We start from the raw sequence: 21,364 nt of genomic DNA on the forward strand, positions 1-21,364 counted from the left end.
ATAATAAAACTCAGGACTGTGATTAACATGTAATATCTTCCTCATCATAAGCCGATTTACTTACTGTACTGTTCAGCATGGCCCGTCCGATCCCCATAAGTAATCCTACAGCACCATCAATTTTATTTTGCTTCCCCTCCTTGCCGGGGCGGACGATATCATCGCTTCCAGGCAAATAACGCCCAATAACATTTTGGATGCACCAATTCATGATAGGGTTACCGTCATGATGAAAACGTCCTGATGCCAGCGCGGCCTCAATTTCACGCATTGGGTCACTCATGTTGGTGAAGTTTTGTCTGATCTCAACTGGCTCCAGCCCTTCCTCTTCAAGCATGTGTCGTAATGATGTTGCACCGTAAGGATCAATAGGACACTGAACAATTTTTACACGCTGACGTAATTGAAGGATTGACTCAAAAATAAGCCGATAGTCCACTTCCGCACCTTCTGTCGGTATCAGAATCTCTTGTTTAACAAATGACTGATAGCGGTCAGAAGTGGTTTTCAATGTGGGATCTGGTGAGTAAACCGTATCTTCAGGCACCCAGAACATCGGACTGACACAGTAGAAATGCGTAATACCATCCACTTCCCGTCTGAATACTGGTACGACCGCATTCAGGTCAACCTTGGAAGCAAGGTCTATCCCCAGCCAGCAATCTTCATCGGCGAAATCAGATAACTTGAGACTATTGTCCGCAGCAGCCATCCATTTTTGCAGATCATAGAAAACCGTCTTGGCACTTACCCACCGGTTAAAATGCTTGGTAAGAATTTTGTTCGTCTGGCTGGGATTAGATATGCCAAGCAATTGTTTTGCGCGCAGGAAATGTTCTTTTACGGAAATGCCAAAGTTTGGATTTGCTTTGATTAATGCTTCAGGTTTTGTCCAGTCGTCATCATCATCAAGACAGTAAATAATACCGAAAATTGTTTCATTTTCTTCCCCCACCCGATTCCGGCGTAAAATTTCCACCACCTGCGCACGTTTCTCATAACACGGAGAAGTAATGTCATAACCCGCAGTTGTAATGATCAGAGTGATAGGTTGTTCCCTTGCCCCCATTCCTGTTGTCATAGTCGTATAAAGAGCATCTGTTTGGTGCTCGTGATATTCATCAATAATTGCACATGAAGGGGAATCGCCGTCACCAGGATCGCCGATGACTGGCGCAAAAACAGAGCCATCCGGACGGGTCATTTTCTTCGCCCAAGGTTTGACTGAGTATTTTTGTCGCAATGCAGGGAGTTTTTTTACCATTTGTAGAGCGGGAGAGAAGACTTTCCAGGCCTGTTTTTCTGTAGTGGCGCCACAGTACACTTCTGCACCATGTTCCCCATCAGCGCAAAACATATAATTACCAACGGCAGCTGCAATTGCGGACTTCCCATTTTTCCTGGGAACCTCAATATATATTTCAGAAAAACGGCGGAATCCGGACTTCTTATTAACCCAACCAAATGGCACACCAAGAGCAAACTTTTGCCAGGGCTCAAATTCTATACGTAGTTTCTTCCTGGCCCATTCACCGGCCGTATGAGGCATCTTCTGAGCAAAGCGCAAAAATCGCTCGGCCTTGTTTTTATCAAACCGGTAAGGCCAGGCAGGATCCTTCGCACGATCCAAATCATCAAGGTGTCGTTGACAGGCAAGCACAGTTAACTGACAAGCAAGGATCTTCCCGCCAACAACATCTCTTGCATACTGGTTCGCTGCATTGACGTTCGGATATGTAGACATCAGTCAAACTCATCAAATTCATTCCCGTCATCGTCAGGAGCATTTCTGCCACTGGTCATTCTGATACGGCTGAGTGGATCTAACCCCAGAAGTGAGCCCAGACGGGCAATCTGGGAAACTGAATCATTTCGGACGTTAACTGCAGGGTGTTTTTTTAATCCTCCCATTTCACTTTCAGTTGTCAGCCCTGAAGCCAGTAATTTTTCAGCTTCAAGCATAAGATGGAAGGCATTGCAGTAGGCTAAAAGTAAGGGGGCATCTTCAAGTTCAAATACGCCTCTTTCGATCAGGATTTTGCTCTGGGTCTTCCACATTCTTATAGCAGCCTCCCCCATTAACTCTGCAGGAGGTGCAATTCGGGTTAATTTACTTTTTTGTCCGGCGGGTAAGATGGGTTTTCTCCCCCCTCCAGACGATCGAATTCCACCAGCCATAACTCCTCTTTTAATAGGTGAAGCCTACCGGAAAAAAGATCCTTATTTATGACGTACAAAAATGGCCTTCAGGATGCAGTCCTGAAGCGCGAAAGGGGTAAGGGATTTACTCCCCCCCTCCCCCTTGAAGATGGCAGCTAGAAACCATGCAAAAGGCAGATACTGGTCATCCATCAGGATGTTCAGCAAAGTGTCTTGAGTTAATCTCAATAAATAAACAATGGAGTCTAAGAAATGGATAAAACTAGAAAATATGATAGAGCCTTACAACTTGAAATCCTCAACGCCCATATAGATTGTGCTCCTAACTATTTAAACAGGGCACAGGAGCGAGCGCTCATTGAGAAGTTTGACAACTATGATCACTTTGTGGCGTGCATGCTATATCTTGAAATGCATGCTCTTGTTTCTACACCCTTCGTACGTAGCGAAACCATGGCTGGCGTTGATTTTATCTTCAACGCCCCATACTGCAACATTACAGAGAAAGGAATTGATTTTCTTCTTGATGATGGCGGCTTAAGTGCGATCCTTAAGGTTCAAACCGTTCGGTTACACAATGACACGATTGTTGCCCTTGAGGATATAATCCGTGTCGCAAATATATCTGAAGATCAGAAGAAGGGATTGATTTCAAAACTCCGAGAACTTCCGGGAGACGCCATAAAACATTTGACCCTACAGTTACTGACTCAGGGGGTTCTGAATCTGCCGAACGCACTTCGACTAATTCAAACAACCCTCCAGTAGGGCTAAACTCGTCTGAGGGGCGAATTAACTCAAATTTGCCCCATCCCAATGTTTTACTTAAAAACACCCAAAATTCCTTCCGGGTATCTGCATGAATGTAGAAACTGTTCTTATGCATTACAGCAGTGAATATTATCATCGAATACGTTCTCTTGCTGTCTTTGCTCTGTGGCATTCCCAGCACAACGACTCAAGGTTGGAATCGTCATCAGTACCGCCATGAGCTTTTGGAATGATGTGGTCAACGCTTGCCGCTTTCTTCGCTATCCTCTGTCGGCGATGGTTCTGACACAGGTATTTATCACGCTGAAGGATACGCGCTCGTTTAATTTCCCAGAGTCGCCCATATCCACGTTCTTGCCTGCTCTTTCCCGACTGATAATTCCGCCAGCCGTCACCAGCATGCTGCTGTCGGTGTTGGTCACAATATCCGCTGACATCATTGGTGATTGCCGCACACCCTTTGTGTCGGCATGGGCGTTTAGCACGTGCTGGCATCGGCATAGTCCTGTTTGTTGGATACAAATGGTAATAGGCGGAAAGTAAAAATGAACCAGTAGCTGATTCAAAGTTCTCATAAATAGCGAGAATCTGCACGGTTCTTGCCCCGTAACATCACGGATTATCAGAAAGAAATAAAAATGATAATTATTATCAAAACATTCATGTGAGATCGCTGGAATAACAAAATCTGAAGCTCTCATCAAAAATAAGGATTTGTTAAGCTTCATGATTTATGGTCGATGTAACACACCGTTTGAGGCAAGAATAATGGTCAAATTCTCAAAACTTCAGATTCGATTACACTGGCTAACCCTGATATTAATAGCGATAACCTATGCAGCTATGGAGCTTCGTGGCTGGTTTCCCAAAGGCAGCAACACCTACCTTCTCATGAAAGAAACACATTACAATGTTGGGGTGTTTGTATGGTTTTTAATGATAATACGATTAATTATTAAACATAAGTATCATGACCCAGCCATCATTCCCCCCCCACCAGCCTGGCAGATGATGGCGGCTAAAATAATGCATATCCTGCTGTACATTTCTTTTTTGGCTCTACCATTATTAGGTATTGCAATTATGGCTTACGGTGGAAAGGACTGGAGTTTCTTAGGTTTTAACGTTGTATCGTTCGTTGCTCCTGACGGGGAAACAAAATCACTTATCAAAGATATTCACGAAACACTGGCAAACATCGGATATTTTTTAATCGCAGCGCATGCTGGTGCAGCGCTATTTCATCACTACGTCCAGAAAGATAATACTCTTTTGAGGATGTTCCCTGATTGTAACGATAAGAAATAAATACAAATTTTAATGTTTAACATTACAGCAAGCGCTCAGTGAATGCCTGCTGTAATGCCCGCTCAGTCAAGTTGAAGCACACCGTGTTCTTCTGAATCAGAGAATGCAACCAACCCAGTGTATTCGGGGATAGTGTTACCGTCATCAGCATCAAATGCTGAAATGGTTGCGTGAAAAATCAAAAATGCTCCAAATCCCGCGCTGCTGCTGCCCCGTGGCAGGCCACCTCACCGGGAGGACCCATTAAATAATAATGAGTATCACTTGCCTTAATGAGTGGAGAGTAACAAAAAACCGCCCTAAGGCGGTTTTCAAATATTCCCACGTAACTTGTCAAGAGCATAAAGACCATCACCATCACCATCACCATCACCAGCATCCAACAAGGCGTAATACTCAGGATCTTTTATTCGCTCTATCTGGTTAGATATATCTAATAGCTCGCCTTTTAAAGCATCAATTTCTGATCTCAAATTCTCATTTTCGTCTTTGAGATCCATAACTTCTTGCTGTAGAGATAATATGCTTTTAACCGTTGCAGGAAATCGATTTATTTCATGCCAGATACCGATAAATAATGCTATTGCTGCGATGGTTAACGTTCCCACAATCTATCCCCTTCATATAGTTTGAGGAGATAATAACGCATAGAGTAACCACTGGCACTCAGTGAATGCCTGCTCTAATGCCGCTAGTCGTCGAGTTGCAACACACCGTGCTCCAGTGACTCTGAGTAGGCGATCAGCCCCGTATATTCAGGGATAACCTCTCCATCATTCGCTTCGAATTCAGGGATTGTCCCAGTTGTGATGGTTTATTGGGGCTGACCATCTTCTTTCGCGAAGGCTGCCAGGTCTTCAATCTGCTTAGCTGTAAGAACTACTGTCATGCTTATTCCTCAGTTGTTAAAAAGCCCCGCTATTGCGAGGCTATAGGCTTGTTGTTTGACTCTCTCACTGAGTCGTAAACGCGCTCACATGTCATTCCAGCGTTGTAGCGGTCGTCAGCGATTCCAGCATAATATTTAGCTTCTTCTGCAATACTTCCGAGCATGTCGGCGAGCATTCTTGCGTCGGCTTCGGTTGTTTTGCTTCTGACGGCAGCGGCAAGATCTGCGGTGTGCTTTGCGGCGTCCAGGCGGGTAGCGAGTTTTGTTGCTTCGGTGCGCAGTTGGCTAACAGCGGCAGACAGGCCAGCAACAGAGGCAGCAGATTTAGCGGCTTGTGCTTGTGCATCTTTAACGGCCTCATCCCGGGCAATAATTCGCCCTTGTTCAATCATGCGGGCGGCGGTCTGCGCGTTCGCTGTTCGCGATGATTCCGCGCTATCACGTTCCGCCCACTTTTTTTCCCAACCACGATTACTCCATACATTCCCTGCAATGAACGCAACGACCACCAGCATCGAAATGGCAATACACTGATAGCGTATGCTCACTGGTCTATCCCCCAGCACGTCAGCGCGCTTTCCTGGTCTCGTCGTTCTACTTGGCCATAGCAGCCATTTTTCTGGCCTTTGGTCAGTCGACAGTCGCGGCCACCGTCTTTAATCCACCAGCGAATAGCTTCACAGGCTCCTTTACGATCACCTGCATTGATCCGCTTATAGAACGTGGATGGGAAGCATTTTCCGGGGCCGATGTTATACGGACAAAAAGATGCGATCCCAGCTTTCTGTGGTTCGGTCAGTGACACCTTGATGTTTCGCTCAACCCACGCCAGCGCCTTGTCGCGTTCTATGGAGTTCACCTGAGCGCATTTCTCAGCTGACAGCTTCATGCCTTGCACTACCGGCTTGCCATCAATCATCGTGGCGCCACGGCAAATCGTCCATAGCCCTCCGCCGTCGCGATAAGCCGTCAGACTATTCCCCTCTTTCTCATCCAGAAACTGATCGAGAATAACGGGCGCGGATGCCCCGGCAAGAATCAGACCAACGACCGCTGCGCTCAGCTTATTCCTCAGCTTTTGTGGCATAGCCATTGCGACGATCCTCCCGTTCTTTCCAGCGGAAATACCAGTTCACTGCACAGGTGATTACCGTGCATGCGATACCGACAATAATTGCCCAGTCGCTCAGGCTTAACCCTGCAATTCTGTCGGCCAACATCCAGGACACCTCTTTTGCTGTTTTAGCTGTTTCGGCATATGCCTTCGCTGATACACCGCAGCCGGTCAGCGTGGTTCCTGTTCCATATGAAAGTCTGCTGTAAATGGTGCTCATTCTGGTCATAGCCTCACCTCCGATTTTTCGGATGGCGCTGTGTGTGATGAAAGGGTCAGGCTTCACGGGCTGGATTTATCAACAAAGCGCGTAACGGATGATTCCCGTGAGCCTGAAATGAAAATGCCACCTACTAGTGGCTTCAGAAAACAAAAAACCCCGCCGAGCGAGGTTTGAGAATGCTTAAGTTTGTGTCTAAGTGACCACCCTTAACACGTTACATGAAGAACTGCGTACGCGTTAATTTTTTTCTGTGGCTTTTAGTGTTAGATTTACTCATAAGATAGATACTTTGGGACACATGATGTAAAGTACTGTTTATACATACAGTATAAGGAATGTCATGATGAATAAGTTAGCACGCTTATTATTAACAGCCAGCTCCATTGCGCCTGTATGCGCTACTCTTTTTTTTATTGGGTATGTAAAAGAAACCTTTTGGTTGATGCAATATAGCTTATGCGTAGGAATAGCAAGCTGGTTATTGGCTATAGGTCTTATCCAATATGCTGAAAGGAAACTGGAACCTCTGACAAAAAATATCAATTCAGTTTCACCAGCTAACAAAGAAGTAACTAATTACTTTTTAAGTTATCTATTTCCTCTCCTGGGTACCGATTCCATTGCTGAAAACAAAGCATATGCATTATTCTTTTACTTATCGTTATTATTTTACATTAGCTTTTCCGAAAACTATAATTTCAATCCCGTTCTTTCACTCATCGGCTATAAATTTTACGAAGCCGAGGATGACACCGGCGTAGGTTTTGTTTTGATTTCTAAATCAGTTATAACTGATATTAAAGATATTAAATTCACAGTTGTTCAATTAACAGACTACACTTTTTTACATGTTAAAGGATAATAATCATGGCACTTTTTGCAGTAATGGATAATACAATAACACCGAGAATTGTTAGAGTTGGGCTTGATAGAAATGCCAGCGCATCTGTTACAGCTATTTTTCAAAAACAATCTCAACATTTTGAGAGCCATCATAACAATAAAATATCATTCTACGCCGGTTATGACCCAAAATATAATGAATGCTTTGAAATTCAGAAATTCACTGACTCCGCAAGCCTTCTTGATGCTGTCAATAGGCCAACAGCAGTACCGATATGGGATCCTAGTCAAATAGACATCGACAAAATTAAAGCATTATTTGTCGGTGTTGGCACATCAGCAAACCCTAATATTATCGCACTACAAACCTTTAATAAAAAACAAATTTTGGATAATTCAAAATCATTCTTCGGGAGATTAGTAGCAAGTAAAACTACTTTTAGCAAAGCTGATAGTGTTGGTTTTAATGTTGATGATAAACTTGTTGCCGTAATTGAAAACGATAAAATACGATTTAAGAGCTTCTTTAAACTGAGAAGTATTTTCGATATGACGTCCTATTTCTCGGCTGCTACAGATAAAGAACTTACTACATTTAGTCAACTTAGTGTATTCTCTACACCTCAAGGTTTTGATTTAAAAAACGTTGCGGATACAGTAATTAGGAACAAAGTTACGTTAATAAATCAGACAGGGATGTTAACCCCTAAAAACCTATCAATATTTAAAATTGAAGCTTCCAAAGTCAATTTCCCATTACAAACCACATTAATTGGTGGTGTTGAAAAAATCGTCATGCCTTCATCAAAAAAGGAAATAAAAGCCCTACTCGACTTTATTGAGGAAGACATTTGGGTCTCTGGAATAAGTGGTAGACGCTTTAAGTCAAATTCAAAGCGTCCAATCTAATTGGAATACGGAGAAAATTATCTAATAGATAAGAGTGCAAACAATGCCTTCTATGAAACCAAGCGCTGTTTGCAGCTCTTTTCTAATAGTCCCATCCGAACACTTTTTCTTCTTTGCAATGGCCCGCAAGGATATACCTATCACAAAATGTGCAATAACTAACTCATACTCTTCCGATTTGTATTTCCGTAAACGAGACACACAACCATCAATCATGATGCCTTCGTCATCATCACACTGAATACGTGATTTTTTGCCATGTGGAAGCAAACCTTTAAATCCTGCAGCAATTGGTTGCCAGTCCACACCGCTACTGTCAGCTGCAGCCCATGCCCCCCAACGATCCATCACTTCATACATATCACGCATCAAATATCTCCTTACGCCAGAACACCGAGCCCATAAGCCCGATCCAGCACTCTGATAATCATTACCGGCTGAGGCGCATGTTTTCGCTCAAACTTCACCGGGTCGTTATGTAGTTCTGTATGGCACTGACGACACAGGGGGATCGCGAAAATATCATGCGCCTTCGTTGCTATCCCTCCCTGCCCCCAGCCAATTAAATGGTGTGGGTCATCTGATGATTTACCGCAGGATTCGCAGGGCTGTGTTTTAATCCATGCCAGATATTCGGGGGCCGTCCAGCGGATTCGCTTTGGACGTTTCATATAGGTTTGCGGGGACTCAGGATCGACCAGAACACCAACTACGGGCTTAACCGCTGGCACCTGCACTACGGTTACTGTGCTGGCTTTGGCTGTAATGATGCCGGTGGAGGAGACACCCGGTTCGATATCGCATTCACGCATGACAGACTGATGCTCTTCCGAAGGAATACGGAGCGCCCGGCTGGCTACGGATTCGGGAATTGCGTCGCTAACCCCCATACGAACCGCCCACCAGCAAAGCTCCGCCAGCGACAGTTCTCTGGACGGATCCTGATTCAACACCACTATGATGCTGTTAATAATCCAGTTAATAACATTACGTCTCGCCATCCCTGCAAGTTGTTCGCTGTAGTGGTCACGCAGTTGGTTATCACAATGTCCACACAGAAGAACCGATCCGGGTTCATGACGCAGAGTAGTTAACTCGTGATAATGGTAATCACTGTGTGGCCACTGGCAGCAATTACCGCCATAACGCAGAAGCCAGTAATCAAGGCCACTAAAACCACCAGCAGCCTTTATAACCTTTTCATCCAGGAAGAACGGCCACAGAGACTCGTCACTGGCAAGCGGCTGGCGAACGTCAGGAACGCGGCCGGCGGGCAACCGCTCCATGCCTGCCGGCTGGCTTTCCACCAGCACACGTTCACAACTGAATAATGACATCAGCTCACTGCCCGGCTTGAGCAGCACAATTCCAAGCTCACGCGCAACCACCGGCTTCAGTAGCGCCCTCATTCTGCAATCTCCCCGATAATTATTTGTCCCTTCTCTCCCCATAATTTTGTGATGCGTGAATCCCAGATGTGAGCATCATCTTCGTAAATAGCATCCATCAGGGCTTTCATCATGTTGTCGAAATCAGGTTTAGCCTGATGTGGTTTACCATTGAACTCAGTCCGTTTCTTATTGCTCCAGCTCGCTGGCATCGGAAGAATGAAGGTGACATGCGAACCGCTTTCCGGCAGCTCAACACCCTGCAGACGAACTTCATCACAGAAAGCCCGGTAACGCAGAACCTCGGGGCGCTTTTTCCATTTGTCAGCGCGCGTCATTCTGGGCTTGCCCATTGGGGCGATATTGAAGACTTTCACATTCACCTCCAGATCCGTTGTTGCCAGGTTCTATCCTGACGCGGAGTCTTAGAGACTTCTGGCAAGAACGCGCTGATCGTCCAGTGAATAAAGTCATTATCCAGACTACGCTCGGTCTTAATCTGCTTTGCGCGATAGCGGGCTTCCAGTTCGTCAGCCTGCTCAGTGGTGAGTTGGGTATGTTGAAACCAGCTTTTCTTCATAACGCACCTCTGGATGCGGCAAAAAGAAAATCGCTGGCGTTGGTTAACGTCAGTATGTGGGATTGCTTGCATTGATCTTGCGCCATGGGGCTTTTCTCCATTGGCGCAGCAGGTTGCTAGGTGTTCAAGCTAGCTTCATTACTATATACATTTCAGATTTAAAAAAAAAGTCTATCTAGATTTCATCTATCAGTGCTGATGATGTATTTTTCAAACTTGCTTTAAGTTCTTTGAGCTTTGTTTGTAATGAACTCGCCTCAATACTGTAATGTACCGCCCTGTGGCAATTTGGACATAATGCAGCACAATTACTAGGCGTATCCTTACCTCCTTCACTTAGTGGAATGATATGGTGGACTTCCAGAAATGGTGCGCCGTTAGGCATTCGAAATGGTGCCGCTTTAAGGCATAATGAGCATATTCCTTTACTTTCCTGCAATATCCACGCCTTGACTTCCGGAGATCTTGCATAAATTTTTAGAGCAGAAATTTTGCTCTGAGGGGTTTGGATACCATCTGGTTCAGATAACTTAAAATTAGCTAGTTGTTGAGTCCGGAGAAATAATTCATTTTCATCAAAGGTTGGAACGCTATAGTAAGAAAAATCACCTTCAACTACCGAATGCCACGATTCAACGACATCAAATCCTTCAACACTAATTAATATTCGTTTTGTTCTATTTCCTGAAGGCGTTTCTCGTCGCTCAGTATTACTGAAATAACGTTGCAGCTTACACAATTCATTACGAAGATATTGAGCAGGCTTAGAATCAATATCAAAATAACCAGAATCACATAGCCTTCTGCTCCATATTTCAGGGATACTTTTCCTTAATGGGGCTGAAGCTATATAAGGTATAATACGCTTAACACCTTTACCCTGTAGTCTTTCTATAATGATCTCTAATGCTTCATTGTAATCAGAATTCCTTTTTGAAGGCCCCCAGGACTCCAAAACAAGTCCAAAACAACCATCTTCTTTTTTGATACTACATGCAGCATTTAATTGCCGACCATCGTTTCCCCGAACATTCATACACTCTAATCCTTAGAAGTAAAATCATTACTATACTAATCCCATTGTATGAAAAAGTTAACAAGTCAGTATTATGAGTAATCACCAGCCAAGAGCATATGCGATATGTTACAACCAATAAAGTCATTTCATATCACAGCAAAAATTTGCTACTGTATGGAAATCGTTATGGTTTCTCCCCATGATACAGTACTCCTATGGCGTGAGTGCAACATCATTAAGAGAGACGCGATAACCAGCCCTTTCCAACATCTGAGTAAACAACGTTGGTGTACCAATAATTTCATCATCCTGAAGAGGCATGAAAGACACCATGCTACCGCGACGGTACATCAGGGCGCGTTCACATTCTGGAAATGATTGCAGTCTGGCAACGATGACCCCATCGTGACATCTGATGACTGCATAGCCTTTTTTGGGCAATTCTACTTTTTCTTTCACTTAAACTCCCCCATGCAAACGGGATCAAAGCAACACCCAAAATAATTAATAAAACCAATTGTCAGCACTTTCCGAGGTCTCCTGGAGGCTGATCTCTGTTTTATTTTTATCTTCCTTTTCACAACCTGGGATACTCAATCCATCAGAACCAGCGCGAAGCACACGAAGGCTGCAGTTTTCATAATGATTCTCTAACCTTTTCAGCAACACTTCCGCCAGTACAGATACCGAGCTTTTAGGAATTTCTTTCATGCTATCAATGGTTAATTCAACTTTCATAATGGCCTCCATTGCACTTACTGTATGTATATACAGTACACTTAAAAGATAGTATGATCAACGTTTTAACAGCACAAAATGGTAAAAATGATAAGCGTTGCCTGATGGGGGAACATTGACACAAACAAAAATAAAAACTCTACATATCAATAAATTATTCGTTTACTACCTCTATTTACGAACATAAACACACCCAAGCGACAATGAGAATGATTATCGTTATTGAATTTTTCCTTAATCTTGTTAGTATCTTACTCACAGATGGATAATCGTTGATAACAGGAGCAAAACTCGATGAATTCAGGAATAACACTCAAGTACTATCTTAAAAATAGTGTATGGAGCGTAATAGTCATTGGTGTTTTTTTATACTCCTGGATAAACGACCCTAACAATAATCTGACTTTCCAACTGCTCCTGGCAATATTTATTAATTCGCTACTATTCCCTTTCTCTAAATACATCATTCAAAGAAGTGTCCTTTTGTTTTCAAAGAAAGAATTTTGGCAGAGAGACTTTTTTATCAATCCAACAGGTGGTAGTTTAGTCGTTCTTTTTGAATTTTTCTGCTTTATACTGGCAATTCCAGTTTGTTTATTTTTTTTAATTATTAAAACTGTAAAAACCCTCTCAAAATCATGAGAGGGCTATTATGCTTAGATACCTATTAACTTGTTAATATCTTCCATAAGGCTGTCATTTACCAGAGCACTCATAGCGGCCATTATAATTGCAAAACCGAGGATACCAACAGGAGTTCCGACCATTAAAGCAAACGTCCATGCAGTTACTGCAGATGCAACCCTACCCGCAGCAAGCGACTCCATTTTCACAAAGAATGGCCGCCAGTTATCAGTGGTGAGGGCTTTCTGTAATTCAACTGCCACGTCCAGACGGTCGAGACTCTTACTCACAAATCCGAACGCTTTGCTATAGATACCAAAACTCTTGGCCATTTCAGCTCGATTAATTGACTCCAGGGCATGAGAAATAGCCTGACGATCTTTAAGACTGTATTTTTTATTCAGGTTATTCCTGAATTTATCAAAGGATTTGAGAGCATCATCAACTCCATTAATTTGTTTACCTCTTGAAGCCTCAGCCAGTTCCTTTGCAACTTTCGAAGAGTGCTCACCTAACTTACCGGTTAGCTGATTATAAAAATCAGCAGTCACTTTAAGCGCATCTTTGATCTGTTCTGCATCTTTAGATTTTAGTTCATCGACTTTTTTCTGTTTTTTTTGCACATCTTCTTTAGCTGCTGCGAGTGCTTTTTTTGCCTGTTCGACTTTGATATCCATATCTTTATCAATAGCAAACAAACGGCTCAGTTCAGCCCTGACAACTTTCAATTGTTGCTTAACACGCCCGGGGTTTTCCAGCGACAGAAACCATTGCTCATTATTTTGTTTTAGGTATTGTTCACGTGCTCGTCTTTTAGATGCTTCTGTTTTCAGAAGGGCTGAATTATCACGCTCATATTTGACTTTACTCAAAGCCAGCTGCATCTTCGCCAATTCAAATTCTGAAACATGCCCAGAAAATTCATTAACTTGCTTTTCAAAAGTTGCAACATCATGATTAAGCTGTTGCAGTTTTTTTTCGAGATCTGCCTCAAGATTGGTTGCGTACTTGATCTTATTATCACTCTCTTCGCGATAGATCCCTTTCATCCCCTCAGACATTGGTACGATAAAATCTTCATCCTCATCAAACGGACTTTTAGGTTTATTCATCTCCCCAATTTTCTGATCCCAAATGCGGGTTACGTTGTCCGGACTCTTAGGAGGACTCCCAGACCATCCCTCTACAATCATATCATCTCCACTTCCCTGTAAAGCACGCTGCCACCCGTGACCATTCCAGTGATAACCCATTGACTCCATAATATTTTTTTCTGTTGGATCAATGTCTTTATAATCAGCCATCATAAACTCCTTTTATCATAAACAATAAAAATACTGTATGTATACACATGTGTATATACATACAGTTAAAATGTACACCTCAACTTCCAACAGATCAACAAATAATAATCATTATCATTTATACTGAATTCATAATGACATCTTCTCCACTACAGCTATAACCCCGCGCATAACCGCAATGTTTGTTACTGGATATGCGAAATTCCAGCACCTCATCAATCACTTTCACAGCATCAGCCATTGCGTAGCCGAGATTACCGCCGTCGCTTTGTGCTGCTGCTTTGCTGAGTGTTTCGCGTATCTGGAGCAGGCGATCGAGTGATACAGGACCGTTCGCTGGGTGGTTGTTAGTTGTCATGCTGGCATCCTCCCCACGATTTCAATGACCCGGCGCATAACCGCACTTCCCCGAAAATCTGCTGGTAACTCAATCACAGGCTTACTAGAGCCGTATGAAAAACGCTGGAGATCGAAATCAATCACAGCCTTCTGGTCCCTGAACAAACCAAGACGACCGTAACGAATGAGTTCGCCGCGTTCGGCTGCTACGCGGAAATACTTCTCAGCAGTCTGACGATGCAGCGACAACATCTGTGATGCCTCGCTAACGGTTAAGCGTCCACGGATTTTCACCTCTTCGATAATCACCCGAATAAGTGCCGCCTGCTCTTCTGGTGTATTTGGTCTTGGCATGCTGATCATCTCCGGGCTATACGCAGGCATTCATTACGTTGCTGCGCTATACGTGACACTTCAGCCGAACTGCGGGCAATGTCTAACATGTCGGTATATACCTTTGCCGCGCGCCGCCAGAGTCCTCGTGACTTAAGGTCTTTCGCCATTTTCTCCGCTAATTGCGTTTCAACCGGATCGCTTTTCTCTTCCATGAAGGGCAGTTTTACGTCGGGTATTTCTGCATCCGCAGCGATGTTATATACATACTGAGTTCCGTTGTGAGTACGCAGGACCGTGCTGCTAACAGTCAGCGCGCGCAGAAACTTACCTGCGGTACCGGATGGAATATCCAGCGCTTCACACACATCACGTAATACACAGTTCGGGGTATGGCGTACCACTATCGCTACCCGATCTTTCTGAGAGATTTCTATGGTCATTGGTCAATACTCGTTTTAGTTCGTTAAACCAGCTGCTTTGCGGCGTTTGTATTCTTCCATCAGTAATTGCACTGGCGTTGGTCCTGCCGGATGGTGCGGCGCCGCCAGTTGACGTCGAATTGGGGGGACACTTAGTCCATTACCAACATGCTTCGACCACTTCGTAAGTAACTTTTCCGCCAGTCGTTTCAGCTCCCCCTCTGTCATTTGTCGTTCTACGCCCGTTCTGCGCATTTCGATGCAGATGTGATACAGCACAGGCTGAGGCCATGGATATTTATCGCTACCTGAATACCGATATGACTCATTGCGCCAGCGCCGGTACTCCGCCATAACCTGCTCCGACGTCAGTCCGAATGGATTCGCTCCACTCTCTGAAACCAGAGAAACAAACTCAGCCAGGTCAGGCGGCCATGTATTTCCCATTGCGCAGCGCTCCATGCATTGCTGACAGACCAACCTAATTTGCTGTTCAGTCATCGAACCTATCTGGGCTATCCAGATAGGCGAAGGCTCCGCCCCGTTCTTCTGGGTCCATCGGTTCGAATACACCTCCCCCATGACCTGCCACAGACGCCAGGCTGTTTCCGTCGCCATCAAGTCCATTCCTGCGGCGCCACTCTGCGTGTGCTGACTGAATTTGCTGAACTGCCCGGGATGCTGTTGATTCTGATCCTGCTCCCACATGACTGTTACCTCCGGTTTCTGGTTTTACCTGCGTTCTCACCCGGGCTACATGTCGGGCAAATTTTTGTTCCCACTGGATTTGTGTAAAAACTTTCCCTTCCGACTCCCAATACGCGGTGAATTCTGCGAGTTCAGTCAGAAGGTAATCTGGTTCAGGCAGGGAGATACCCCACGATGCGGCGCGCTGTCGGAAGTCTCTGGAGGGAAGCCAGCTATCTGCCATGCTGAATTTCCCGATCGGTTCATCAACACCGTCCAGGTATCGGGGCATGGCCGGGGATGACAGTTCATCCCCATTCAGATTTTTCATCGCGCCCGCGTTAAGAGAGGGGGTTAAGATCTGTTTACTGCTAACTGCTTTCTGGATACCTGATGGCAAGGGTTTAGCCAAAGACTTAGCCTTATCCTTAGGCAAGGCGAAAGCCTTATCAAAAGCCATACCCATAGCGTCAGAAACCCCGTAACAGGCGGCTTTGAGAGCTTCATATGCTTTATCTTTCAGTGAACATTCAGGCAGTAATTCAAACGATCTTGCCCAGGATTTGATCACGTTCACTGATGCTGGCGGGTTATGTTTCACCGCATTAGGCAACCAAAAAACTCTGGCTTTAAGGTCGGCTTCCACCATACCTAACGCTATGGCTTCGCCTAAGGCTAAGTCGAAGGCTTCGACATCCCAGTTTAATTCTTCGGTCATAGCCGCCCTTCCCGCCTTATACAGCCCGGGAATAATCCCTGTGAATGGACCTGTAAGCAGGTAAATAAACAGACTCTGCCCACTTGGCGGGAGTGGTGATAAGGCTCGAAACTTCGGGTCATCCCACATGGTGATCTTCACCTTACGGTAAGGCTCGTTATTAGCCTTACTCTTAGGCATGGCCTTAGCCAAAGGATTAGGCATACTTCACCCCGCGAGTTGCAGTAATAATGGTCATTGGTCAAAACTCGATTAAAACAATTGCGGCGCTACGGCGCTTATACTCGCCAGTAGTGGTCCCGCCGCGTCAGCAGGTAACATGTTGAACAATGCGATTGCCGCCTCACGAATTTCCTTCTCGAGCTTTTGTAATGGAGCGCCAATTAACTTCGCATGGTGTGCCTCACTGCACTCTTTGATAGCGTTCGCCACCAGCTCCGCTTCTGTGCTTGCATTACTTAATCCATGCTTCCTGGCAATCTGAACTGGCATAGCGGCAATAATTGAACCTGACAGTTGCATAACGTAAGCCGTGTACTTTTCCGAACCGCCCTCGTTTTTCAGGTATCGGAATAAATTCTGTTTATTAACAGCAATTCCGTGTCCATCTGCTTTGGCCCACTCTTCAGCCACCAGCTGAGTGATCCGTTCCTGTGCCTGTCCTGGTAATGTCGATTCCCATTCACGAACGGCGGCCAATATGGCACGGTGCTGAATGCCGTCACGGCGCTGGGGTTTAAATTGATTTTCCGTTTTCAACGGAATAGCTAAACGTTGGCTATGATGTTGATACGTGGCTGATTGCATGATTAAGCCTCCTTTTGAGGTAAACCATCAGTGGGGTTTGGATAAAGGTCCGGTCGCAACTCGTGTGGCGTAATTTGCCAATTGAGAGCTTTGGATACGCGAACAACAAGCTCGCCGGGTACTTTTTTCTTGAACCATCCATTAACTGTTTGAGCTCGCCGATTTAGACGGCGCCCCAGTTCTGCCTGACTGCATATGGCTAACATTTTCTTTTGTGTTGTGAGCTTCATTGATTTGTCTCGAGTAGTGAACGTGAAGCGAGTAAATCAAATTATTTCGATATCGTCAAATTATATCGATAGGTTGAGCTACAGATAAAATCTGTATAATCAGATGTATGTTTTTGAGCGGGCTAGGAATATGAACTTCGGAAAGCGATTACAAAAAGCCATCCATGATCTTGGAATATCTCAATCGGAACTCGCACGCAGACTGGGAGTAAAAGCCCAGTCAGTAAATGGCTGGTGTAACTCTAATATACTTCCAAGAGCTGACATCCTAGATAGGCTACAGTCCGCTACAGGCTATCCACTCTATTGGTTTTTTCTTGAAGAAACTGAAGCTGACACTATTCCTGCCATAACATCAGAAAAAAAACGTCAACCTCAGTCGGCCCAGGAACAAAAGCTACTGGAGCAATTTGAGCTTTTGCCCACTGACGATGAGAGAGAAAAGATAATTAAGTTGATCGAACTGCGTCTGCAAGAGCTAGATGATGTAGCTACTGCTTACCTAAAAAAACGAAAGATAATCCCCAGTAACGAGTAACCCCTCCACTCCTGCACCCTTCATAAAGCACGCGAAATCAATCCGATAAACTAATCGGTGAGCTGTTCACACTCATTGATATCGATTTAATTTGACATATATCGATTCAATCGATAATACTATTCCCAACTCAAAGACAGTCATCTAGGCAGGACGCCCATGAAGTAGCTGCCGGTGGCATACGAATCACCGGATGAGATGACAAGTATTAACACGCAGCAGGTTCAACGTTCCGCCAGCCTGGCGACAAGGGCAACGCAAGAGGATAAATCCATGATCGATTTCGCACGTAAACCAGTGCAGTGTCAGGCCGTACATCTAAATCGCATTGAAGTAATCATTCGACTGATTTGCTACACGCTTGCCCAGAAGGGCGCCCCGTCTGCCGACCAACAGACTGCAGTTCGTTCATAACGAGTTTGACCAATGGCTGTTGCCAGCATCAGTAAGGAAGTGACTATGGAGTTTGGAATGAAACGTGTGGTGGCATCTGTTCAGGTGGTTGCCATCCTCAACAGGATTTACAACGGCAGCCCTGTTTCCGTCGCATCTATCAGTAAAGAATCAAAGCTGTCTGTGTCTTACCTCGAGCAGATTTTCTCGAAGCTGCGCAGCAGTGAAATCGTCACCAGCCAGCGTGGCGCTGGTGGCGGGTACCACCTTAGCAAAGCAAACCCCAGCGTGGCTGACGTCGTTCGCGCCGTTACTCACACGCCTGATTCATTTGAGCCCGTGCTGAATGCTCTGGAGTGGGTCCCCGTCGCACAGCTGGTGCAGGGAAAATCCCCCACCCCATAAAGCACAAAACCCGCGCAAGGCGGGTTAAGTACCCGGTCAGCCGACCAAAGCTTTCCGGAACGAGTTTTGACCAATAACCACTACCTTAGGCGGCGATCATCAGCTGCCGGGTATCTTACAATCCTACGGAGCCCGAACGCAATGTTAACGTATGCGTATCTTATTAAAGCCAAAGCGAAAGCAACTGAGGCAAAAAACCTGTTTTGCTGGTTCTCTGCGAAATCAGATTCCCGTGCAGAACGCGAAATCCTCAATATTCTCGAAGACAACGATATTGCCGTCGGTCGTGGCGCCGACTATCAATTACCTGTCCGCACCAACTGGTTTGTTGTTGACGATCTTCCTGAGGAAAGCACACTTGATGACACATGGTGCGATCGCTACGAACTGGCAGAAGACCAACAAACGTGGCAACTGAAACAGAAGCCTGATAATGAAAATCAGGAGACTTCCTGCCAGCAAAAACCTGAAACTACCAGTGCCAATGTACCCACCAGCGATGCACCAGCGTTGCTCCGCCCCATATCTCGCCTGCGCCTGTCTCAGCGACTGATTGCGCACCTGGTCAATGACACTGAAGAGAAGGAAATCAGCGAAGCGCAGCACATCCAGATCGGACAGATGGAACTGGACGAAAATGATCTCTATGTACAAAACCTGTTACTGGCCGTTACGAATGTGCCAGCGGTGAAAGAGCTTTCTGCTCATGTCGAGTGGAAACTGGCAAACGCAATAAAAGAAGTCTTCGACCGTGAGCAGGTCTATACCGTTGCTTCATTTGAGGAATTTATTACCGAATGGATTGAAGAACCAGATGCCCGGGCTCTTACCGCTCAGGAATGGGTTAATGATAAGAAGGCACGAATTGTGGGTGATGAACAATCAACTCCACCTGTAACGCCAGAGCTTATTACCGTTGCGACTCTGCCGCTACGCCAGCGCCTTTTAGCTCAGTTTATTTCTGATGAATATGCTTACCATATTGATACTGAGCAGAAGAAGACCATTCAGGAACTCGAACTGGATGCGGATAACAGCTATGTGCAAAACCTCCTGCTTGCCGCCGAAAATGTAGAACCATTCAGGAAAGCGCCAGAGTTCGATATCTGGAAAATTGTCAGCGCGCTGAAAACTATTTTCCCGGTTGATGGCAAACGAGTTGAACTGTCTACCGTCATCCATTTCTTTAAAACCTGGTTCAATACTGAACACATCGACCGTGGGCTGCTGGTTAAAGAGTGGTGTAAGGGCAATCGTGTGTCGCAGATTCAGCGCTCTGATACCGGAACGAACGCTGGTGGTGGCAATAAGACCGATCGCAATTCCGATTACGCCCATACACTGGATACGCTCGATGTTGAGATTGCACTGGCCACGCTGACAGTGGATTTCGATATCTACAATATCCCAGGGTCCATTCTCCGCCAGGCAAAAGAGATCATCGCAGCCAAAGACAGTCCATTTAAAGAGTGGTCCGCAGCCCTGCGCAAATGTGCTGGTATCCTCGATTACTCGCGCGCAGCTATTTTCGCATTAATACGAGGAGCTCATCCCTCTTATTATCTTTCTCCCGGACGCTTATCCGGCTACATCAATGCAAATCTGGCCGAAAGCAATCACGAAAAGCCAACCGATGAAACACTGGCGACTGCACGCCAGGTGAATAGCGCTGCTGTTGTCGCAGCAGTAGTTCAGGGTAAAGAGCCGATTGAAAATCTGGAAAAACTGTCCACTGATTTTGCGGTAGTAGGGGCTCTGGCAGCAAAAGCTGCAAAACAAGAATCCTCAGAAACCATCAAACAACCTGAAGTAGCCAATCTCGGTAACGGCATCTTTTCTGTCGATGGCCTGATGAATACCTCTGCAATATTAACCGAGGAAACCACCAGCAATGTGCAGATGGAAGAAACTGACAACAACGAAATCAAAGCTAATCCTGAAGTGTCTCAGGGCGAAACAGCAGTTTTGTCAGTTAAAAGCGCTGATGCAACTGGTGACGCGCCAGCTTCCCTGAATAATGAACCCGTTCACCATATTGATACGGATCCCCTGAACGCTTTTTATACTCACCTGATGGTTGATATGGAAACTATGGGCAGCGGTCCTGATGCCCCAATAGTGTCTATCGGCGCCGTATTTTTCGATCCTTCAACTGGTAACACTGGTGCCGAGTTTTACCGGGTTGTCAGCCTTGAATCATCGATGTCATTTGGGATGAAACCGGATGCGTCGACGATTCAGTGGTGGTTGAAACAATCATCTGAAGCCCGCTCTGCCATTCTTGTTGATGAAGCCATGGGGCTGCTTGAGACCCTCGAACTCCTGGCTGACTTTATTGCTGAAAATGCTGCTAACGGAAGCCACACAGTTCAGTTATGGGGTAATGGATGTTCGTTTGATAACGTCATTCTTCGCCGCGCATACGCGTTAACAGAAACTCCCTTCGCTGTTCCGTTCTGGAATGACAGGGACGTAAGGACCATGGTCGAACTGGGTAAATCTGTCGGTATCAATCCACGCTTCAACATCCCGTTTGAAGGCGACATGCACAATGCGCTTTCTGACGCCCGACATCAGATCAAATACGTCTCTGCAATCTGGCAGCGCCTGACCACAAACTGAT

At 45.3% G+C, this 21,364-nt stretch carries 31 protein-coding genes and 1 pseudogene; 9 read left to right on the top strand and 23 right to left on the bottom strand.

All coding sequences use genetic code 11. From position 1 onward, the window contains the following. Positions 1-22: 22 nt before the first annotated feature. Positions 23-1,744, bottom strand: coding sequence for a terminase large subunit (locus E4Z61_RS06375; RefSeq protein WP_135322046.1), 1,722 nt, complete (start codon positions 1,742-1,744; stop codon positions 23-25). Continuing rightward, positions 1,744-2,178, bottom strand: a complete 435-nt coding sequence (locus E4Z61_RS06380; protein WP_042309017.1) for a phage terminase small subunit P27 family — start codon at positions 2,176-2,178, stop codon at positions 1,744-1,746. Before E4Z61_RS06380 ends, E4Z61_RS06375 begins: the two co-directional genes overlap by 1 nt. Before the next feature lie 234 nt (positions 2,179-2,412). Here E4Z61_RS06380 and E4Z61_RS06385 point away from each other — a divergent pair, with 234 nt between their 5' ends. Continuing rightward, positions 2,413-2,928, top strand: coding sequence for a hypothetical protein (locus E4Z61_RS06385; RefSeq protein WP_135322047.1), 516 nt, complete (start codon positions 2,413-2,415; stop codon positions 2,926-2,928). A gap of 135 nt (positions 2,929-3,063) precedes the next feature. On the opposite strand, the gene E4Z61_RS06390 is transcribed toward E4Z61_RS06385, so the two are convergent. Further along, positions 3,064-3,426 carry an HNH endonuclease gene (locus E4Z61_RS06390; protein ID WP_079224593.1) on the bottom strand — a complete coding sequence of 121 codons (363 nt, stop codon included), beginning with the start codon at positions 3,424-3,426 and terminating at the stop codon, positions 3,064-3,066. A gap of 273 nt (positions 3,427-3,699) precedes the next feature. Between E4Z61_RS06390 and E4Z61_RS06395 the strand changes: the two genes are divergently transcribed. After that, positions 3,700-4,239, top strand: a complete 540-nt coding sequence (locus tag E4Z61_RS06395) for a cytochrome b (RefSeq protein WP_135322048.1) — start codon at positions 3,700-3,702, stop codon at positions 4,237-4,239. A 311-nt stretch (positions 4,240-4,550) separates the two neighbouring features. Here E4Z61_RS06395 and E4Z61_RS06400 read toward each other — a convergent pair whose 3' ends face one another. The 5 genes and pseudogenes from E4Z61_RS06400 to E4Z61_RS06420 form a co-directional block, all read right to left on the bottom strand. After that, positions 4,551-4,847, bottom strand: coding sequence for a hypothetical protein (locus E4Z61_RS06400; protein WP_135322049.1), 297 nt, complete (start codon positions 4,845-4,847; stop codon positions 4,551-4,553). An 83-nt stretch (positions 4,848-4,930) separates the two neighbouring features. Next, positions 4,931-5,128: pseudogene (locus tag E4Z61_RS24070) on the bottom strand (hypothetical protein). A gap of 29 nt (positions 5,129-5,157) precedes the next feature. Continuing rightward, positions 5,158-5,676 carry a DUF2514 domain-containing protein gene (locus tag E4Z61_RS06410; protein WP_240703855.1) on the bottom strand — a complete coding sequence of 173 codons (519 nt, stop codon included), beginning with the start codon at positions 5,674-5,676 and terminating at the stop codon, positions 5,158-5,160. Next, on the bottom strand, positions 5,673-6,221 hold the full coding sequence (locus tag E4Z61_RS06415; RefSeq protein WP_135322050.1) for a lysozyme: 549 nt from the start codon (positions 6,219-6,221) through the stop codon (positions 5,673-5,675). Before E4Z61_RS06415 ends, E4Z61_RS06410 begins: the two co-directional genes overlap by 4 nt. After that, positions 6,193-6,471 carry a phage holin gene (locus E4Z61_RS06420; RefSeq protein WP_001568784.1) on the bottom strand — a complete coding sequence of 93 codons (279 nt, stop codon included), beginning with the start codon at positions 6,469-6,471 and terminating at the stop codon, positions 6,193-6,195. Before E4Z61_RS06420 ends, E4Z61_RS06415 begins: the two co-directional genes overlap by 29 nt. A 334-nt stretch (positions 6,472-6,805) precedes the next feature. Here E4Z61_RS06420 and E4Z61_RS06425 point away from each other — a divergent pair, with 334 nt between their 5' ends. Together E4Z61_RS06425 and E4Z61_RS06430 are read left to right on the top strand one after the other, a co-directional pair. Beyond that, on the top strand, positions 6,806-7,327 hold the full coding sequence (locus E4Z61_RS06425; RefSeq protein WP_240703856.1) for a hypothetical protein: 522 nt from the start codon (positions 6,806-6,808) through the stop codon (positions 7,325-7,327). A 5-nt stretch (positions 7,328-7,332) separates the two neighbouring features. Then, positions 7,333-8,217, top strand: a complete 885-nt coding sequence (locus E4Z61_RS06430; protein ID WP_135322051.1) for a DUF4868 domain-containing protein — start codon at positions 7,333-7,335, stop codon at positions 8,215-8,217. Positions 8,218-8,238: 21 nt separating this feature from the next. Here the strand turns inward: E4Z61_RS06430 and E4Z61_RS06435 are convergent, their stop codons facing one another. The 7 genes from E4Z61_RS06435 to E4Z61_RS06465 all read right to left on the bottom strand — a co-directional run bounded on the left by E4Z61_RS06435 (position 8,239) and on the right by E4Z61_RS06465 (position 11,941). Further along, complete coding sequence (locus E4Z61_RS06435; protein WP_135322052.1) at positions 8,239-8,586, bottom strand: antiterminator Q family protein; 348 nt, start codon at positions 8,584-8,586, stop codon at positions 8,239-8,241. 11 nt (positions 8,587-8,597) lie between these two features. Next, positions 8,598-9,626, bottom strand: coding sequence for a DUF968 domain-containing protein (locus tag E4Z61_RS06440; protein WP_135322053.1), 1,029 nt, complete (start codon positions 9,624-9,626; stop codon positions 8,598-8,600). Further along, positions 9,623-9,958: a RusA family crossover junction endodeoxyribonuclease gene (locus tag E4Z61_RS06445; protein WP_135324891.1), complete on the bottom strand. Its 336-nt coding sequence runs from the start codon at positions 9,956-9,958 to the stop codon at positions 9,623-9,625. Before E4Z61_RS06445 ends, E4Z61_RS06440 begins: the two co-directional genes overlap by 4 nt. A gap of 26 nt (positions 9,959-9,984) precedes the next feature. Continuing rightward, positions 9,985-10,185 carry a hypothetical protein gene (locus E4Z61_RS06450; protein WP_071667046.1) on the bottom strand — a complete coding sequence of 67 codons (201 nt, stop codon included), beginning with the start codon at positions 10,183-10,185 and terminating at the stop codon, positions 9,985-9,987. Positions 10,186-10,360: 175 nt separating this feature from the next. Next, positions 10,361-11,221, bottom strand: coding sequence for an HNH endonuclease (locus tag E4Z61_RS06455; RefSeq protein ID WP_135322054.1), 861 nt, complete (start codon positions 11,219-11,221; stop codon positions 10,361-10,363). 195 nt (positions 11,222-11,416) lie between these two features. Next, positions 11,417-11,662 carry a hypothetical protein gene (locus E4Z61_RS06460; RefSeq protein ID WP_135322055.1) on the bottom strand — a complete coding sequence of 82 codons (246 nt, stop codon included), beginning with the start codon at positions 11,660-11,662 and terminating at the stop codon, positions 11,417-11,419. Positions 11,663-11,707: 45 nt separating this feature from the next. Beyond that, the gene (locus E4Z61_RS06465) at positions 11,708-11,941 is read right to left on the bottom strand and encodes a DinI-like family protein (RefSeq protein ID WP_080625281.1); all 234 of its coding nucleotides are present in this window, start codon (positions 11,939-11,941) and stop codon (positions 11,708-11,710) included. Between the two features lie 294 nt (positions 11,942-12,235). Between E4Z61_RS06465 and E4Z61_RS24360 the strand changes: the two genes are divergently transcribed. Next, complete coding sequence (locus E4Z61_RS24360) at positions 12,236-12,583, top strand: colicin E1 family microcin immunity protein (RefSeq protein ID WP_135322056.1); 348 nt, start codon at positions 12,236-12,238, stop codon at positions 12,581-12,583. A gap of 14 nt (positions 12,584-12,597) precedes the next feature. Here E4Z61_RS24360 and E4Z61_RS06475 read toward each other — a convergent pair whose 3' ends face one another. The 8 genes from E4Z61_RS06475 to E4Z61_RS06510 form a co-directional block, all read right to left on the bottom strand. After that, on the bottom strand, positions 12,598-13,869 hold the full coding sequence (locus E4Z61_RS06475) for a colicin-like pore-forming protein (RefSeq protein WP_240703858.1): 1,272 nt from the start codon (positions 13,867-13,869) through the stop codon (positions 12,598-12,600). Between the two features lie 118 nt (positions 13,870-13,987). Beyond that, positions 13,988-14,227 carry a hypothetical protein gene (locus tag E4Z61_RS06480; RefSeq protein WP_135322057.1) on the bottom strand — a complete coding sequence of 80 codons (240 nt, stop codon included), beginning with the start codon at positions 14,225-14,227 and terminating at the stop codon, positions 13,988-13,990. Beyond that, positions 14,224-14,562 (bottom strand): DUF977 family protein, encoded by a 339-nt coding sequence (locus E4Z61_RS06485; RefSeq protein WP_080626321.1) that lies wholly within the window; start codon positions 14,560-14,562, stop codon positions 14,224-14,226. The genes E4Z61_RS06480 and E4Z61_RS06485 overlap by 4 nt, the downstream gene beginning before the upstream one ends. A gap of 5 nt (positions 14,563-14,567) precedes the next feature. After that, a complete protein-coding gene (locus E4Z61_RS06490; RefSeq protein WP_135322058.1) occupies positions 14,568-14,984 on the bottom strand; it encodes a PerC family transcriptional regulator in 417 nt (138 codons plus the stop codon). A 15-nt stretch (positions 14,985-14,999) separates the two neighbouring features. Further along, positions 15,000-15,545 (bottom strand): replication protein P, encoded by a 546-nt coding sequence (locus E4Z61_RS06495; RefSeq protein ID WP_135324893.1) that lies wholly within the window; start codon positions 15,543-15,545, stop codon positions 15,000-15,002. Then, complete coding sequence (locus E4Z61_RS24075) at positions 15,457-16,368, bottom strand: DnaT-like ssDNA-binding domain-containing protein (protein WP_240703878.1); 912 nt, start codon at positions 16,366-16,368, stop codon at positions 15,457-15,459. The genes E4Z61_RS06495 and E4Z61_RS24075 overlap by 89 nt, the downstream gene beginning before the upstream one ends. Before the next feature lie 252 nt (positions 16,369-16,620). Next, complete coding sequence (locus E4Z61_RS06505; protein WP_135322060.1) at positions 16,621-17,175, bottom strand: toxin YdaT family protein; 555 nt, start codon at positions 17,173-17,175, stop codon at positions 16,621-16,623. A 2-nt stretch (positions 17,176-17,177) separates the two neighbouring features. Beyond that, positions 17,178-17,405, bottom strand: a complete 228-nt coding sequence (locus E4Z61_RS06510; protein ID WP_047357952.1) for a transcriptional regulator — start codon at positions 17,403-17,405, stop codon at positions 17,178-17,180. A 130-nt stretch (positions 17,406-17,535) separates the two neighbouring features. Here E4Z61_RS06510 and E4Z61_RS06515 point away from each other — a divergent pair, with 130 nt between their 5' ends. The 4 genes from E4Z61_RS06515 (at position 17,536) to E4Z61_RS06530 (ending at position 21,363) form a co-directional block, all read left to right on the top strand. Then, positions 17,536-17,943 (top strand): helix-turn-helix domain-containing protein, encoded by a 408-nt coding sequence (locus E4Z61_RS06515; RefSeq protein WP_167394269.1) that lies wholly within the window; start codon positions 17,536-17,538, stop codon positions 17,941-17,943. A 198-nt stretch (positions 17,944-18,141) separates the two neighbouring features. Then, on the top strand, positions 18,142-18,357 hold the full coding sequence (locus E4Z61_RS06520) for a hypothetical protein (RefSeq protein WP_135322061.1): 216 nt from the start codon (positions 18,142-18,144) through the stop codon (positions 18,355-18,357). Between the two features lie 45 nt (positions 18,358-18,402). Further along, positions 18,403-18,741, top strand: coding sequence for an RrF2 family transcriptional regulator (locus E4Z61_RS06525; RefSeq protein ID WP_240389239.1), 339 nt, complete (start codon positions 18,403-18,405; stop codon positions 18,739-18,741). A gap of 141 nt (positions 18,742-18,882) precedes the next feature. Beyond that, positions 18,883-21,363 carry a 3'-5' exonuclease gene (locus E4Z61_RS06530; protein WP_135322062.1) on the top strand — a complete coding sequence of 827 codons (2,481 nt, stop codon included), beginning with the start codon at positions 18,883-18,885 and terminating at the stop codon, positions 21,361-21,363. Position 21,364: the final 1 nt, after the last annotated feature.

Source organism: Citrobacter tructae (assembly GCF_004684345.1).
Classification (GTDB): domain Bacteria; phylum Pseudomonadota; class Gammaproteobacteria; order Enterobacterales; family Enterobacteriaceae; genus Citrobacter; species Citrobacter tructae.